The 16,815-nt window shown below is 37.8% G+C and carries 12 protein-coding genes; 2 read left to right on the top strand and 10 right to left on the bottom strand.

The window, feature by feature from the left end:
• Window positions 1-149: 149 nt before the first annotated feature.
• From BWI92_RS06150 to BWI92_RS06130, 5 genes are all read right to left on the bottom strand, one after another.
• A complete protein-coding gene (locus BWI92_RS06150; protein ID WP_095161242.1) occupies window positions 150-782 on the bottom strand; it encodes an LON peptidase substrate-binding domain-containing protein in 633 nt (210 codons plus the stop codon).
• A 389-nt stretch (window positions 783-1,171) separates the two neighbouring features.
• On the bottom strand, window positions 1,172-1,651 hold the full coding sequence (locus tag BWI92_RS06145; RefSeq protein WP_229362745.1) for a gliding motility lipoprotein GldH: 480 nt from the start codon (window positions 1,649-1,651) through the stop codon (window positions 1,172-1,174).
• 138 nt (window positions 1,652-1,789) lie between these two features.
• A complete protein-coding gene (locus BWI92_RS06140; protein ID WP_095161240.1) occupies window positions 1,790-3,358 on the bottom strand; it encodes a regulatory iron-sulfur-containing complex subunit RicT in 1,569 nt (522 codons plus the stop codon).
• Window positions 3,359-3,548: 190 nt separating this feature from the next.
• Window positions 3,549-4,832 carry a phosphoribosylamine--glycine ligase gene (gene purD / locus BWI92_RS06135; protein WP_095161239.1) on the bottom strand — a complete coding sequence of 428 codons (1,284 nt, stop codon included), beginning with the start codon at window positions 4,830-4,832 and terminating at the stop codon, window positions 3,549-3,551.
• 294 nt (window positions 4,833-5,126) lie between these two features.
• Window positions 5,127-7,481 (bottom strand): ATP-dependent DNA helicase RecQ, encoded by a 2,355-nt coding sequence (locus BWI92_RS06130; protein WP_095161238.1) that lies wholly within the window; start codon window positions 7,479-7,481, stop codon window positions 5,127-5,129.
• Between the two features lie 127 nt (window positions 7,482-7,608).
• Between BWI92_RS06130 and BWI92_RS06125 the strand changes: the two genes are divergently transcribed.
• Window positions 7,609-8,577: an SIS domain-containing protein gene (locus tag BWI92_RS06125; protein WP_095161237.1), complete on the top strand. Its 969-nt coding sequence runs from the start codon at window positions 7,609-7,611 to the stop codon at window positions 8,575-8,577.
• Window positions 8,578-8,877: 300 nt separating this feature from the next.
• Here BWI92_RS06125 and BWI92_RS06120 read toward each other — a convergent pair whose 3' ends face one another.
• Together BWI92_RS06120 and crtD are read right to left on the bottom strand one after the other, a co-directional pair.
• The gene (locus BWI92_RS06120) at window positions 8,878-9,387 is read right to left on the bottom strand and encodes a DUF4293 domain-containing protein (protein ID WP_095161236.1); all 510 of its coding nucleotides are present in this window, start codon (window positions 9,385-9,387) and stop codon (window positions 8,878-8,880) included.
• A gap of 59 nt (window positions 9,388-9,446) precedes the next feature.
• On the bottom strand, window positions 9,447-10,919 hold the full coding sequence (crtD, locus tag BWI92_RS06115) for a 1-hydroxycarotenoid 3,4-desaturase CrtD (protein ID WP_095161235.1): 1,473 nt from the start codon (window positions 10,917-10,919) through the stop codon (window positions 9,447-9,449).
• 367 nt (window positions 10,920-11,286) lie between these two features.
• On the opposite strand from crtD, the gene aspS reads away from it, so the two are divergent.
• Window positions 11,287-13,050, top strand: coding sequence for an aspartate--tRNA ligase (gene aspS / locus BWI92_RS06110; protein WP_095161234.1), 1,764 nt, complete (start codon window positions 11,287-11,289; stop codon window positions 13,048-13,050).
• A 72-nt stretch (window positions 13,051-13,122) separates the two neighbouring features.
• On the opposite strand, the gene BWI92_RS06105 is transcribed toward aspS, so the two are convergent.
• The 3 genes from BWI92_RS06105 to BWI92_RS06095 form a co-directional block, all read right to left on the bottom strand.
• Window positions 13,123-14,775: a PEP/pyruvate-binding domain-containing protein gene (locus BWI92_RS06105; RefSeq protein ID WP_141234699.1), complete on the bottom strand. Its 1,653-nt coding sequence runs from the start codon at window positions 14,773-14,775 to the stop codon at window positions 13,123-13,125.
• Window positions 14,742-15,062: a hypothetical protein gene (locus BWI92_RS06100; protein ID WP_095161232.1), complete on the bottom strand. Its 321-nt coding sequence runs from the start codon at window positions 15,060-15,062 to the stop codon at window positions 14,742-14,744. Before BWI92_RS06100 ends, BWI92_RS06105 begins: the two co-directional genes overlap by 34 nt.
• 227 nt (window positions 15,063-15,289) lie before the next feature.
• Complete coding sequence (locus BWI92_RS06095) at window positions 15,290-16,429, bottom strand: 2-isopropylmalate synthase (protein ID WP_095161231.1); 1,140 nt, start codon at window positions 16,427-16,429, stop codon at window positions 15,290-15,292.
• Window positions 16,430-16,815 lie beyond the last annotated feature (386 nt).

Genomic DNA, 16,815 nt, shown 5'->3' with positions numbered 1-16,815 from the left:
TTTGATGCTCCCATACTGGATTGTACTCAGTATAAGACACAATTATTACGTCTCTACCATGAGAATACAAATTTTAACATAATCACTCATTCGCTCAATCACTCAATCGCTAAATTCGGGATAACTCACACTTCATCCCGTGAATTTTCCTAAAAATTCAGTGGGTCTAAGTTCTTAAAATGCCCATTCATGCGAATACGCTCTTTGGTTCTTTCCAATTCTTGTAAGACTGGCAAGACCTTTTCCAAATGTTTGGAGATATAAGCCTGTCTTTCGGCTTCTGTTGGCATTTTGAGCAACTCATATTCTTTCTCTATCGATAAACCTATTTTGTGGGCTATTTGGAAAGAATAGGGCTGTGGTTTTTGAATATTAAATTTATTGTCTTCTCCAAGAAGCGCATAAAGATCATTTATTTGCTCCAATAATTGTGGTAAAACAGGTGGTGTAATTTCTGGGTCTTTTAGGGCTTCGACCTCTCCTCCAGCATACAATTTACCTTCTACAGGATTCTGAAAATCTAAAATTCTGAATACTCTAACACCTTGTGTTTTGATATCCATCCTACCATCATCATATGCTTTATAAACGGATGTAATCTTTACTTCTGTCCCAAAACCTTGCATTTTACCATCAATAAACGCAGGTATTCCAAAGGTTGAGTTTTGTTGAATAGCATCTTTTATCAACTGACGATAGCGAGGTTCAAAAATATGAAGATTGAGGTCTTCCAAAGGAAAAACCACTAAATTGAGCGGAAACAGTGGTAAAAACTTTTGCATGTGATTAGTATCTGCTTAAAACCAATGGGTATGTACGGTTGGCGATTAGCAGTAGGCATTAGGCTAAATTCTCAGAAAACCATAGAAACATTTTACCGAGTGCCCATAGCCAACTGCCGAAAGCCCAATAATGCAATTTTATTTTGCCTTATTATTTTTGTAATTGTACAAACTTAAATTAGATAATTGTGGATATGAAGTTAGTACTGTACGAAGGATTATAAAACCATTTATTTCGGATATCGGATGTTGGATTTCAGAAGTTTAAGCTTCTATATTTTGTGAAAAATAAAGGTATTTTACTTTATTTCCGAAATCAAAAATCCCCAATCTGCAATAGTTTGGAATCCTTCGTACAGTCCTGATTCACAACTTATAATTCAGCCTTATTACTTAATGCCTGCTTTTTCGATGGTAAAACCTACACTGACAATGTCAGCAAGGGGATTTTGGCGCATATATTGTTTTACCTGAATTTTATACTTTCCTTTTTTGGGAAAAGAGAAACCTTTAAACGCCAAAATTTTATGATCATACACATCGCCTAAGCCTTCTCCTAGCTTTTTACCTGTACTTGGATCAAAAAGTACTAATTCATCCAATTTTTGATGAATTACTTTTCCTTTATCATCAGATAAATAATGCGTCAAATAAAGGTTATAGTAGGGATATGAACGATTGTTACGAACATTGTAAAACACATTATAGGTCATTGTTGTGTCATCGACGTTGAATTCGAATTCGGGGGTATCTTTAATAAACCACTTGGCGTCAGCAATGTTATAATTATCTTTCAAAATAGTATTTGAATCACAAGCTGACATGGCCGTTGCCAATAAAATACTTCCAATAAAAATTTTCGATTTCAAACTTTTGAGGAACATAAGAGTACGATGGATTAAAAAAAGGAGTTGGATTTGAAATGTTTCATTTCTCGCCCAAACTCCTTTCTTATTTATATAATGAGTTCACCTTCGATTTTGTGAAAATGGGTATTACTCTTTCAACTAGCTTTGAGAAGGTTTATTGTTATCATTCTTGCCATTTTTATGTTGATGTGGCGGACGATTATGGTTGCCTTTCCCATTTTTATTAGCTCCTTGAGGGTTGTTCTGTTGAGGCTTATGAGCCGGTTTTGCTTGTTGTCCTCCTTGTTGTGGATTATTAGGATTATTCCCTTGATTTGGGTTAACCTTAGGAGCATTAGCATTGTTTGGCTGCTGTGGCTGAGCCTTTGCCTGAGGGTTTTTATGATGATTAGCCTGATGCTTATTATGATTATTACCCTTTTGGTTATTGTGTTGAGGTTGTTGCTGCGGCTTTTTATCCACAACTACAGCTTTCTCTTTTTTGTCAGAAACATCCACACGAGGGTCTTTTCTCTCATGCTTATGTTCTCTGCGTTCAGATTTAACCTCTTGGTGTTTATCGTTTTGTTTAGCTTTATTATGAGGCTTTTTCTTGTTGTTGCTGTATTTCTTGTCCATTTTGTCCAAGTCAGCATTCAATCCAGAACTTGCCTTATCTAAATCTAAAGAAGCTGGTGTGCTCTCCATTACGTCTAAAGATTGAGGCTGAATGCCTTTTTCATTTAGCTCAACAACTTCTCTCACTTTATCGACAGTCACAGGAATCCAGTTACTTTCTTCGCCACGATACCCAAACCACATGACACGCTTAAAGATGTCAGTTTTTTGTAAAAGCGCTTCACCTTTCAAAGTTTGTAGAGGCTTCTCGATAGTCGGAATATCTTTGAGGGCATCCATGTAAGTCTCAAGTTCATAGTTGAGACAACATTTCAGACGACCACATTGCCCTGATAATTTCACAGGATTCAATGAAAGATTTTGATAACGAGCCGCCGAGGTCGTAACGTTTTTGAAGTCTGTCAACCATGTAGAACAACAAAGTTCACGACCGCAAACGCCAATTCCTCCCACACGAGCAGCTTCTTGACGCAAAGAAATTTGCTTCATTTCTACTCTGACTTTGAACTCGCTTGCCAAAATTTTGATAAGCTCACGAAAGTCTACACGGTCGTCGGACGAGTAATAGAAGATTGCTTTGGTATTATCAGATTGAAACTCGACATCAGACAACTTCATGTCCAATTTAAGTTCTTTGATAATCTCGCGAGTACGATACATCGTTGGCAAGTCACGAGCGATTGCTTGCTCATGCTTTTCCAAGTCTTTATCATTGGCCTTACGATAAACTACACGAACATTTTCATCATCTTTGATACTTTTTTTCAACATTTGAAGGCGAACTAATTCACCTTGAAGCGAAACAAAGCCAAGATGATGCCCGTTTGGCACATCTACAATTACAGGGTCGCCAGCGTATAATTCGATTTGATTGACATTTCGAAAATATTCTTTACGACCACCCTTAAATTTTACCTCGATGATATTAAACTTACTAAATGCGGGCACTTCCATATTCGACAACCAGTCAAATACGTTCATTTTATTACACCCACCTGTACTACAAGCACCGTTGTTTTTACAGCCACTTACAGCACCATTGTTATTACGAGTACCACAACTACCTGTGGAACATGATTTGCATCCCATATATCTTCAAAAGTGAACGAGATAATGAGGATAAGTAAGGTTTGACTTTGGAATATATTTCCTGAAATCTTTTTTACTATGGCTCAAAACTCAGTGAAACACTGATCTCTTTTGGACTAAGTGAAATTCAAGTTTTTCAGCCTTAGACTGTTTTATGTTCTTCCTTAACTCCATCAAAGAGGTTCAGCGACTAACTATACCTGAGCACGTCCAAACCAATATCGCGACGATAATACTTACCTTCAAATGAGATAGTACTAGCCGCTTTTTGTGATTTTTGGATAGCTCTTTCTAATGTATTAGACATTCCAGTCAGAGCCATTACTCTACCACCATTTGTCACTACAAGGTTTCCATCAAGTTTGGTACCAGCATGGAAAATTGAGGCATCTTCTACGTTTTCGTAACCTACAATTACATCACCTTTGTTATAGTCACCCGGATAGCCTCCTGCTACTACTACAGTAGTTACGGCGTGTTGTTTGCTTACAGAAAACTCTGCTTGCCCCAATTCGCCTTTAGCGGTTGCTATCATAAGAGTTAATAAATCTGACTCGATACGTGGTAGAACAACCTCTGTTTCTGGGTCGCCCATACGTGCGTTGTACTCAATCACGATAGGTTCTCCTTCGTGATTCATCAAACCGATGAAGATAAAACCATTATACTTGATACCTTCTGCCTGTAGACCAGTTAGTGTAGGTTTAACGATATTTTCTTCAACAGATTGCATAAATTTTTCGGTAGCAAAAGGCACTGGCGAAACAGCTCCCATACCACCTGTATTCAAACCTGTATCTGCTTCGCCGATACGTTTGTAATCTTTTGCTTCAGGAAGAATTTTGTATGATTCTCCATCAGTAAGGACAAATACCGAAAGTTCGATACCCGTCAAAAACTCTTCAATTACCACTTTGCTACTAGCATCGCCAAATTTGGCATCAACAAGCATTTCTGAAAGTGATGTTTGAGCTTCTTCTAATGTTTGGGCAATAATAACTCCTTTACCTGCTGCTAGTCCATCAGCTTTTAATACGATAGGAAGCTTTTGGGTAGCCAAATATGCTAAACCATCCTCTAGTGTATCTTTCGTAAAAGTTTGTGATTTTGCAGTAGGGATACCATATTTTACCATAAAGTTTTTCGAAAAATCTTTCGAACCTTCTAGCATTGCCCCTTTCGAGTCTGGTCCTACCATCAAAACATGTTGTAAATCTGGGCGACTTTGGAAATAGTCACGAACACCTCTTACAAGTGGTTCTTCAGGGCCAACAATTACTAGTTCGATTTGATTTTCTAAAACTTGCTCTGCGATTTTTTCAAAATCATTGAAGCCAACAGCCAAGTTTGTAGCAATAGCAGCTGTGCCAGCATTACCTGGAGCTACGAATAATTTTTCGCAAAGGGGGCTTTGAGCGATTTTCCAAGCAAATGCGTGTTCACGTCCGCCCGAGCCTAAAATTAGTATGTTCATTGAATTGGTTAATCTAAAATAAACAGCCTTTAAATAAGACTATTTGTTTGAAATTGAATTGAGTACAAAGGGATAGCAAAATTAACGCACAAAGAGGCATTTATGAAATCCTAGCTCAGCATTTTTAACAAAACTATCAGAATCTTATTAATTGGAAGATTTTGACGATGTGTTTGAAGTCATAAATTGCCAACAAATATTATCGACTTTTTATTCCTTAAACCTATAGTTTGTTTATTTAAAATGCTTGAACAAGGTTTTCTTAATACCTCTTTGTTTTATTTTTTTGATAATCTAGTTGGCAAGTTCGCTCAAGAATTTAATTCTCATTAAGCGTAATTCCTCCTCTGTAATATCATCAATTCCACATTTATCTAATGCTACTGCAATATTATCGGTTTCGGCATGCAAGAAATAGTCATAGATTTCGTCTTGCTTGTCTGGCTCCACTACTTGATTGATATAATAATCCAAGTTGAGTTTTGTTCCCGAATAACAGATATGCTCGATTTCTTCGATGAGGTCTTCCATTGCCAATTCTTTTTGTTCGGCAATAATGTCCAAATCTACTTTGCGGTCTACCTGCTGGATAATATGAATTTTGATTTTTGACTTATTAACTGTCGATTTTACGACTACCTCAGTAGCAGTTTCTATTTCGTTATCCTCTACGTACTTTTTGATTAAGTCAATAAACGGACGACCAAATTTCACTACTTTACCCATACCCACACCGTTGATTTGAGCCATATCCTCTTTGGTAGTAGGATACGTGGTGGCCATTTCTTCGAGAGAAGGATCTTGGAAAATTACGTAAGGAGGCAAATTTTTGTCTTTCGCAATTTTCTTTCTAAGGTTTTTCAACAATTCGAACAATGCAGCATCGTACGAACCACCACCACCAGCTAATGATTCTTTTTCGTCCTCTTCCTCAATGTGTTCGTTTTCGTAGTCATGATCTTTCGAAAGCGTTAATGGGAAAGAATCCTTCAAGAAAGCATGACCTTTTTCAGATACTTTCAAGATACCGTAGTTTTCAATATCTTTTTCTAAGTATCCTAAAACAGTAATTTGACGAATAACCGACAACCATTGTTCTACAGGTTCTTGCTGTTGTGCTTTTTTCTTAGTTGTTTTTGGCGCTTTTTTAGCTTTAGGTTTCGGAATCGGATTTCCATCCTCATCTTCCTCATCTGAGTATTCTACTTCTTCATCTTCTTCATCTTCTTCGTCCTCATCGTCGTCGGCTTGAAGTTTGAAGTAGCTTTTCCCTTTTCCAAAAATATCTAATTTATGATGCTCGTAGCTTGTAACGTATTGGTTTTTGTGACCAAGCAATACATCTGCCAAGTGCTGGGCGTCAAAACGCTCACCTGTCATGATAGCTGCTTGTAATGCCAAAACTACCTCCTGTTCTACTTTGAACTTTGGTGTTGGTTTTTTACAATTGTCACAATAGCCACAATCTTTTTCAACATGCTCTCCAAAATAGTGAAGCAACTGGCGACGACGGCAAACTCCTAGCGTAGAGTAAGATACCATCTCGTTCAATAACATGCGGGCATTGTCGCGCTCGTTGATGGTTTTGTCTTTGTTAAACTTATCCAGTTTGTTGATGTCCTCTTTTGCATAGAACATGATACAAATACCTTCCAAACCATCGCGACCTGCACGACCTGTTTCTTGGTAGTATCCTTCTAATGATTTTGGCGCATCGTAGTGGATTACAAAACGAACATCTGGCTTATCGATACCCATACCAAAGGCAATCGTAGCAACCATTACTTCAGCCTCCTCGTTCAAGAAAGCCTCTTGGTTGGCCATACGAATATCGCTATCCAAGCCTGCATGATAAGGAAGCGCTTTGATACCGTTTACATTCAATACCTCGGCTACTTCTTCAACTTTTTTGCGACTCAGACAGTAGATAATACCTGCCTTACCGTGATTCACCTTGATGAATTTGATAATCTGCTTATCAATATCATCACGCTTAGCACGGATCTCGTAATACAAATTTTTGCGGTTGAAAGACGACTTAAACAAAGTAGCATCATCCATATTCAGGTTTTTCTGAATATCCTGTTGCACCTTTGGTGTTGCAGTTGCGGTGAGCGCAATAATTGGCAAAGTACTATCTAAGCTTTCGACAATACTGCGAATTCGGCGATATTCTGGGCGGAAATCGTGTCCCCATTCGGAGATACAGTGCGCTTCGTCGATGGCCACAAAAGAAATTTTTGCTTGTTTCAAGAAAGCAAGGTTATCTTCTTTGGTCAAAGACTCAGGAGCAATGTACAACAATTTCACTTGACCACTGATTACGTCATTTTTTACTTTCGTCATCTCTGCTTTATTGAGCGACGAGTTCAAAAACTGCGCATTGATACCAAAAGCGTTCATCTGATCCACTTGGTTTTTCATCAATGCAATCAATGGCGAAATAACAATAGCAGTCCCCTCAGTGGCTATGGCTGGTAATTGATAACACAATGACTTGCCTGCCCCTGTTGGCATGATTACGAAAGTATTTTTTCCTGCTAAAGTATTCTTAATGATATCTTCCTGCTCGCCACGAAACTGGCTGTAACCGAAGGTTTCTTTGAGTTTTTCCTTCAACAAGTCGGTGGTCTCTTGACTAACACTCATTGTCTTCAAACTTATTTGAGGTTATGAATAAAATTGATATTTGGTGGTTGTGAGACTGTACTTATATAATAGTTTATCTTTGCACTAAAATTAATACAAAACCAGTCATTAAAAACCGTTTCTAAAATTGAAATTAGTAAAAAATATTCAATCAACAGCAAAAAAAGTTTTGCAGGAAGAAGCCGAAGCGATACAAAAAATTATTGATAAAATTGATTCAGATTTTGAATCATGTGTAAATCACTTACTTAACAGTCGTGGTCGCTTTGTGATTACAGGTATTGGTAAATCTGCAATCATTGCTCAAAAAATCGTTGCAACACTTAATTCGACAGGTACGCCAGCTTTGTTTATGCATGCTGCCGACGCTATTCATGGCGACCTTGGTATGATTCAATATGGAGATACCGTAATGTGTATTTCTAAATCTGGAGATACGCCTGAAATTAAGGTACTTGTACCGCTGATTAAGCGTACAGGGGTGAAACTCATTGCGATGGTTTCAAATCCTCAATCGTATTTAGGGAAAAACGCTGATTTTATTTTGCATGCTTTAGCCGAACGCGAAGCAGACTTACTCAACCTAGCACCTACCACTAGTACAACGGTGGCACTTGCGCTAGGTGACGCCTTGGCTGTATGTCTATTGGAATGCCGTGGTTTTAGTAGTACCGATTTTGCTAAATATCACCCTGGTGGTGCTTTGGGCAAAAAATTGTATTTGAAAGTAAGTGATATTTATCCAAATCATGAATTACCGATTGTTCAATACAATACGTCTATCAAAGATGCTATTGTAGAAATCAGTTCGAAACGTTTGGGGGCAACTGCCGTTGTGAATGCAGACGGTACTTTGGCGGGTATTATTACTGATGGTGACGTTCGTAGAATGTTGAATAAGTACGAGGTTTTGACAGGTTTGGAAGCGAAAGATATTATGACCGCTAATCCAAAAACAATAGAACCTGATGCGTATGCAACAGAAGCCCTTCAAGTAATGCAGGAGAAAAATATTACTTCTTTAGTAGTACTAGAAAATCAAAAACCTATCGGTTTTGTTCACTTACATGATTTGTTGAAGGAAGGGCTGGTTTAGATTTTGATAGGGATCAGGCAACAGGCTCAAGGCAAAGAGTTGATGTAGATTTTTTTTTGTTATCTTCTTCGAAATAGATCTGAGTCATCCCAAACTTTGAAATTAGACTTATCGTCAAATCATTTATCAAAAAGGCGGTCGAAAATTGTTTTTCGACCGCCTTTTTGATACTGCTATGTTTTTCGGTTTAAGACGTACGGTATTGCGTCTCTACTGACAATCAATAGACAGGATTTATTGGATTCCTGAGTACATATTCTAAAAACTCAGCACTCTAAACTCTAAACTCCACACTTACAACTATCTCATTCTATCTGCTGAGCGCACTAGCATTTCGTCGCGACGGATTAGACGATTGGCAATCATATTTGCCAATAAAGCAAATACGCCAGCATAAAAACCTAAAGCGTAGTTGCCTTGGTTTTCTGGTTCGAAAAGTGGAATACCTTCTTTGAAAACATTGAAAAAACTAGCGCCTAATACACCCGCCAAAACTGCCGAATTTAAGGCTCCTAAAGACATTTGCAATACTCTTTTCTTGTATTGAGAAAGAGAAAATGCTGCAATAAGCGCTGCTAATCCAGCCAAAATTGCAATATAAATCGTGCTTGAGCTTACAGTGGTAGTACCTTGTGCATGCTCCAAAGCTTTGGCTGTCAATACGACTTTTTGATTGAGTGCAGCACTACTTTTTTCCCAAATTGGGCTACTAATTACAACTCCCATGGCAATTACTACTAATGCCAATAAAAGACTTTGTGTACGTTGAATCATTTTGTTATAGCTAAATCTTGTTTTTCGAAAACCCATAGGTTTCGTTTTGATTCGGCAAAGTTCCGAAACTTTAATTAAGTAAGCAAGTAGGTATTTCAAAGTTCCTTTGCCATGATTTTGGCTGAAGATAAGGCCAGAGGAATTCCTCCGCCAGGGTGTACGCTTCCGCCTACAAAATATAATTCTTTGATAGTTTTTGAAAAATTCGCATGCCTTAAAAATGCCGCATACTTATTGTTTGACGAATTTCCGTACAATGCTCCTTGTGCCGATGATGTTTTCAGCTCAATACTCCTTGGATCTAGGATAGACTCCGTTTCAATTAAAGATGCTAAGTCACAAGATAATATTCTAGATACTTTATCGATGACTTGCTGGCGCAGGTCTTGAATCAATTTATCCCAATCTTGTCCTTCGTTGGCTGGTGCATTGATAAGTACAAACCAGTTTTCGCAACCTTCTGGTGCATCGTCTGGCTTGTGTTTGGAACTAATGTTGATATATACTGTTGGGTCCTTGAAAATCTTTTTATCCTCAAACATCACTCGAAACTCCTCCCGATAATCATCACTAAATAGGATATTATGAAGCCCTAATTCAGGAAAAGCCTTTTTTACTCCCCAATAAAAAATTACACCTGAGCTAGATTTGGGTTGATTTAACAGTTTATCAGGATGAGGAGATTGGGGTAATAATTTGCGATAGGTATGGGTAACGTCCATATTAGAAACTACCTTGTCGAAGAATAGTTCTTGCTCTTCTCTATGCTGAGATACAACACGAATGCCCTTTACTTGCTGATTTTGGGTAAGAATTTCTTTTACACGGTATTGAAAATGGAATTTTACTCCGATTGATTTTGCCAAATCGACAAGCACATTCGTAATATCAACCATTCCTTTTTTTGGGAAAAAAGCACCCACATTATATTCCAAATGCGGAATAATATTCAATGTTGCAGGAGTTTGATAGGGGTCTGAACCATTATAGGTGGCATATCTATTGAAAAGTTGTACCAACTTGGGATGTTGGAAATACTTTTCGTTGGCATGATTCATCGTTCCAAAAATGCCAAGTTTAGGAAGATTTAAGTATCCTCGTAAGGCCTTTTTCGAAGTCCATGTGGATAACTTGTGTAAAGAATCTTGCAGGAACAACCCGTCCAAGACTTCATATTTGAATGCACTATCTTTTAAAAACTCTTCTACTTTCGCTGCCGAAATACCCAGAACCTTTTCCACTTCTTGTGCAAATTTGGGAGGTTCAGCGTATGCATTTAGTCGAGTTCCATCTTCCCAGAAATAATGACAAATCGTAGATAATCGCTCATATTCAAAAAAATCAGACACTTTTTTCCCTACTAACTGGAATAGTTCTTCTACCAAATGTGGCAGGGTAAACAAAGAAGGCCCTGCATCAAATCGGTAGCCATTTTGCTCAAAACTACTGAGTTTTCCACCTGCATATTCGTTCGCTTCAAACACTTCTACGGCATATCCTTTGTGTGCCAATCGAATAGCCGAAGCGATTCCTGCTATACCTGCTCCTATAATTGCGACTTTTTTCATTCTTTTTTTGTTAGGATTTTCTCTTCAAATATCTATTTCAATCCTCTTATGAAACTACAGATTGGAGGGAATGTTTGAGCATTATACGTCTGTAGTATTTTTCTCAAATATGATTTTTTTTCATAAAAAATAAAAAGACAATACGGCGGAACCTACAAATACTTGCGAGAAGGCTCTTCTTTCTTGGCATTTTTTTACAAATCCTAAAGAAAGTTACAGATTCCACTCAAATAGATTTTAAATTCTTTTGGGTGACACCCCACAAATTCTGTAATTTTACGAATTATTTAGCTCGGACAGGTATGTCCATATTTTTTCATAAATAAGAGATTACATAGACGGACAATACCGTCCGTATCAAAAACTTATGTTAAGAACTCATAACAACGGCGAACTTCGTATCGCTAACGTAAACGAAATCGTAACGCTTTGTGGATGGGTACAACGTACTCGTGACAAAGGTGGTATGATTTGGATTGACCTCCGTGACCGCTATGGTATTACCCAATTGATGTTGGAAGAGGGTAAAACGCCAAAAGAAGCTATCGAAACTGCTCGTTCGCTAGGACGTGAATTTGTGATTTCGGTGACAGGAACTGTAGTTGAGCGTCTTTCAAAAAATGATAAATTACCTACTGGAGATATTGAAGTGAAGGTAACAGAGTTAAGCATTTTGAACCCTGCTAAACTTCCTCCTTTCTTAATTGAAGATGAAACAGATGGTGGCGATGATATTCGTATGAAATATCGTTACCTAGATTTACGTCGTAATCCTGTTCGCCAGAACTTGATTTTGCGTCATAAAATGGCTCAAGAAGTACGCTCGTACCTCGACAAGCAAGGATTTATCGAAGTAGAAACGCCTGTTTTGATTAAATCTACGCCTGAAGGTGCTCGTGACTTTGTAGTTCCATCACGTATGAACCCAGGTGAGTTTTATGCTTTGCCTCAGTCGCCACAAACATTTAAGCAGCTTTTGATGGTTTCGGGTTTTGACCGTTACTTCCAAATCGTAAAATGTTTCCGTGACGAAGACTTACGTGCAGACCGCCAACCTGAGTTTACTCAAATCGACTGCGAAATGTCATTCATTGAGCAAGAAGATATTCTTCAAATGTTCGAAGGTTTGATTCGTCAATTATTCCAAAACTTGAAAGGGCTTGAAATCAACGAAATTCCTCGTATGACGTATGCTCATGCCATGAAATATTATGGTTCTGACAAACCAGATATTCGTTTTGGTATGGAGTTTTATGAGTTGAAAAGCGAAGAAGTTGATTTAACTTCTGATAAAAACTTCCCAGTATTCGATGCTGCATCAGTAGTTGTAGGTATCAATGCAAAAGGTTGCGCTGAATACACTCGTAAGCAAGTAGACGAATTAACTGACTTTGTAAAACGTCCTCAAATTGGCGCAAAAGGCTTGATTTATGTACGTTACAATGCTGACGGTTCAATCAAATCTTCGGTAGATAAATTCTATTCGGAAGAAGATTTGAAAAAATGGATTGAAGCAGCCAATGCACAACCAGGCGATTTATTGTTGATTTTGTGTGGCGATGGCGACAAACCAAGAAAGCAATTAAACGAATTGCGTTTGGAAATGGGTAACCGTTTGGGCTTGCGTAATCCTAACGAATACTCTGTACACTGGGTTGTAGACTTCCCATTGTTGGAGCATAGCGAAGAAGAAAATCGTTGGTTTGCCATGCACCACCCATTCACGTCTCCTAAGCCAGAAGATATCGAATTCTTGAAATCAGGTGATTTAGGTAAAATTCGTGCCAATGCTTATGATATGGTTATAAACGGTGTTGAAGTTGGTGGTGGCTCTATTCGTATTTTCCAAAAAGACCTTCAAGCTAAAATGTTTGAAACACTTGGATTCTCTGACGAAGAAGCAAAACACCAGTTTGGTTTCTTGATGGATGCCTTCGAATACGGCGCTCCTCCTCACGGTGGTTTGGCCTTTGGTTTCGACCGTCTTTGCTCATTGTTTGGTGGTTCTGACTCAATTCGTGACTTTATCGCTTTCCCGAAAAACAACTCAGGACGCGATGTAATGATTGATTCACCATCTACGATTGATGCAAAACAATTGGATGAGTTAAAAATCAAAACTATCGTTTAGGGTTTGATTTCTTGAAATAACAAAAACGGCAAAGAATTAATCTTTACCGTTTTTGTTATTTATACCAATACTTTACTCAGGCAAAATATGATTACGTAATAATCGAGCCTGCTTGAAATACAAGAAGTATTGTCCATCGGTATTTTTCACTACTTTAAATTCAATATCAGTACTGTAAAGCTGCTTATCTCCTGATTCTTTCTGACGATTCATTAAGGCTTGGTGTACTTTGATGGCATTAATCCTCAAGACTTTTAGCAAGGCTGAAACTTGTTCATTTCCGATAAATACCTTACCAAGATTTGAATGACTTTTTATTGAACTCACTACACCATTTTGTCCTACTAGGAAAGCCTCTGGTTTATCATTTTTCTTTGGATTTGCTACTTCATTTTCGCCTGGTTGGGTATTGACTAACACATCCACATTTCCACTCTTCTCGTGTGGCGTTACTAAAATCACCCCATTGGCAAATTCATCAACAAAGGCTGGACTTACCAAAATAGCCATTGCCACTTTCTTATGATCTATTCCAAAATATTCGCGCTCCTCAAATGCTTCATCATTCCACAAAGAAGCATAGACCTTTGTGATTTTTTCGGCTAAAACTTTATCGTTATCAGCTACATTAAACCCTTTGGAAGTATATAACCCAGCGCCATTGAATTGGGGTAAATCTTCACAATTGGTAGAACTACGTAGTTTTACTTTTTTTCCTGCAAAATACTTATTCAATACCCCACGCAGAGATTCGAGCATGGCCGCACTTGGTGTACTTTTGGTAATCACATTGCGAATTCGAGCAAGCGCTTTTTGTTTTTCAGACTTATTTAAAGTGCTTTTTTTACTCAGAAAAAAGTTAATTTCTTTATCAGCTCCTTGTGTTAATAAATCCATATACGGCTTAAAACCAATCGCATAAGCAGGCAAAACATATTCTTCGCCTAATAACTCATGAATCAAAGCATAATTATTGGCTTTGGCACCAATTAAGTTGACTTTCTGATATTGCTTAAAATGTTTATTGAGCGGAATGGTAGACTCAAACGTTAATTCAGGATTGGGAATATTTACTTTTTGAGGTTGATTATTTTTCCAAAATTTTGCCGCATAATCTGACGTAACAGTTTTGATAATCAGCTTCTGGAATTTTGGATTTATTTCTACTATTTGACCAATTTTTGCCTTTAACTCTGGCCAAGCCGAAAGGCTTGTCAATGAAATATTAAGCGTTTTGCGGTTTTTGGCTAAAAGGTTTACATGCGAAAGTGGCGTTTGGGGTTCGAGCGTAATAATACCCGCTAATGGTGGCACTCTTTCTGGAATATGTTCAAAAATTGCAATATCTTGTGGAGTCAGCTTTACCATTTCTTTCTCATTTTTGACATGCACTAACCGTCCCACTGCTACAACCTCATTGAGCACCTCGATTTTAAATCCATCAAAATGCTTGATAAGATTCATCGGCACAGCGGTATTGAACTGGTGTTTTTTGAGAAAAGGCTCTAATACCTGCTGACTCAAAATATGCTTTTCTTTGGTATTGACTATCACCAAAGGCTTTCCCTTAAACTGCTTGTAAGTAGCTGATATTAGTTGGGTAAGCTTTATGATATCATTTGCCATTAAGGCAGGAGTATCGTCATAAGAATAATCTTCAACCCTTACAGCATAAGTATATTTCTGTGCCCCTACTGCATAGGGTTTCGCACTGAGGTCATACACAAAAAAGGAAGATATTGGCGTGTTTTTGAGGTTGAAGCCAATGTTTTAAACTGTTTAAAATCAATGGCTCGACCAAGCTTTTTATTGACAAACTCGGCATGCCCACGGGTTTCTTTGGGGTCATAGATATACACCTTGGGAGAGGTATGCCAGTCTACAGCTACGCCAGTCCAAGCTGGTAATGCGCCATAAGCTAAAAACTTATATTTACTAATATCCTGAGCTGGCACGTCAATAAGCATCAAGCTCAATAAAATGGTAAACAGATAAGATAGTGACTTTGACATAATCTTCAAATTTGATTTAATGATTGGGATCGAGTTTTGAGTTTAAGAAGTATTTTTTGAGGCTTATCATTTATGCTTTGAATATACGTCAAGAAATTGAGTGAACGCTCAATTATTCTATGTTTTCACTTAAAAATTATCTAATGGTCAATAAAGGAAAAAGGTCTTTATGACAAACAAAATGTTTATCACAAAGACCTTTTTCCCGTATCTTGAAGTAGGTTGTTTTAGCCTACCAATTCTTTCAAATCTTCGTCGTTTAATTGCTTACGCTCATCGGCCATCAACAAGAAACGTGTGTACAATTTGTCAAGTTCTGGTTTTTCAAAAGCAAAACCTAATAATTGTAAACGGTGACGCAAAGCAGCACGCCCCGAACGAGAAGTCAAAACGATGGCTGAAGAAGGCACACCTACATCTTCAGGATTCATGATTTCGTAGTTTTGCGCATGCTTCAAGAAACCATCTTGGTGAATACCCGACGAGTGAGCAAAAGCATTAGCACCAACTACTGCTTTGTTTGCCTGTACTGGCATACCCATCAAGTTAGAAACCATCAATGAAGTTGGGTACAAAAATTTAGGGTTGATACCTGTTTCGAAACCTAAACCTTTATGTACGTTCAAAATCATAGCAACTTCTTCCAATGAAGTATTACCAGCTCTTTCACCGATACCGTTGATGGTAACCTCTACCTGACGAGCTCCTGCTTGTATACCTGCAATGGTATTAGCAGTAGCTAAGCCCAAGTCATTGTGGTTGTGCATCGAGATCGTAGCTTGGTGAATATTCGAAACATTTTCGAATAAGTAGCTAATACGCTCATGCATTTGGTTTGGCAACAAATAACCTGTTGTATCTGGCAAGTTTACTACTGTAGCACCTGCGGCAATAACAGCTTCTGTCAATTGAGCCAAAAATGCTAAATCTGCACGACCCGCATCTTCTGCAAAAAACTCTACATCTTCAACAAAGCTTTTAGCATATTTTACTGCCCAAACGCCTTGTTCGATGATTTTTTCACGAGTTGAATTAAATTTGTACTGAATGTGTACATCCGAAGAACCGATACCTGTGTGGATACGTGGTCTTTTGGCATGTTTCAAAGCTGCAGCAGCTGCATCAATATCCTCTTTTTTAGCACGAGTCAAACCACAAACTGTGGCATTCTTCACGAGTTTCGCAATTTCCTCTACAGAACGGAAATCACCTGGAGATGAAATTGGAAAACCAGCTTCAATAATATCTACCCCAAGTAATTCTAATTGTTCAGCAACCTGCAATTTTTCTTCTGTGTTCAATTGACAGCCCGGAACTTGCTCGCCATCACGCAATGTTGTGTCGAATATTTGAATTCTTTGACTCATGACTTTTTAAAGGGATTGATGATTTGTTAAATGTTGTTTCTTGGTTACAAAATAGTCGTTGCAATGGGTATAAAAAAACCTTTCCTCAGTTGGTTGTGAGAAAAGGCTTCGATTTGCACAAAAGAACCTTGTCTCACTAATCAGCGAGGAGCTTAATGATGATAAAAGATTTATTTGTGCTATTATTTTCCATATATCAAAGCTATGTAAAATTATTGACTATACAAAAATCTGGTTTGTAAGGAAGGATAAAAAAGATTGGATTTTTGATTATTTTAAAGAATAAAATTCTATTATACATGCCATATTGGCTATCTTTTTAGAATAAAATTCTAAAAAGATTATTATTAAAAACTATTCTTTATGTAAAAAGAAGATTTTTTTTC

This window comes from Flectobacillus sp. BAB-3569 (assembly GCF_002270355.1).
Classification (GTDB): domain Bacteria; phylum Bacteroidota; class Bacteroidia; order Cytophagales; family Spirosomataceae; genus Flectobacillus; species Flectobacillus roseus.
This window is presented reverse-complemented; position numbering and strand designations above follow the sequence as displayed.

Bases quoted from the DNA above. Each gene is read 5' to 3' on its own strand.
- BWI92_RS06150 (WP_095161242.1), bottom strand. From the start codon at position 782: ATGCAAAAGTTTTTACCACTGTTTCCGCTCAATTTAGTGGTTTTTCCT.
- BWI92_RS06140 (WP_095161240.1), bottom strand. From the start codon at position 3,358: ATGGGATGCAAATCATGTTCCACAGGTAGTTGTGGTACTCGTAATAAC.
- purD (WP_095161239.1), bottom strand. From the start codon at position 4,832: ATGAACATACTAATTTTAGGCTCGGGCGGACGTGAACACGCATTTGCT.
- BWI92_RS06130 (WP_095161238.1), bottom strand. From the start codon at position 7,481: ATGAGTGTTAGTCAAGAGACCACCGACTTGTTGAAGGAAAAACTCAAA.
- BWI92_RS06120 (WP_095161236.1), bottom strand. From the start codon at position 9,387: ATGGGTTTTCGAAAAACAAGATTTAGCTATAACAAAATGATTCAACGT.
- crtD (WP_095161235.1), bottom strand. From the start codon at position 10,919: ATGAAAAAAGTCGCAATTATAGGAGCAGGTATAGCAGGAATCGCTTCG.
- aspS (WP_095161234.1), top strand. From the start codon at position 11,287: ATGTTAAGAACTCATAACAACGGCGAACTTCGTATCGCTAACGTAAAC.
- BWI92_RS06100 (WP_095161232.1), bottom strand. From the start codon at position 15,062: ATGTCAAAGTCACTATCTTATCTGTTTACCATTTTATTGAGCTTGATG.
- BWI92_RS06095 (WP_095161231.1), bottom strand. From the start codon at position 16,429: ATGAGTCAAAGAATTCAAATATTCGACACAACATTGCGTGATGGCGAG.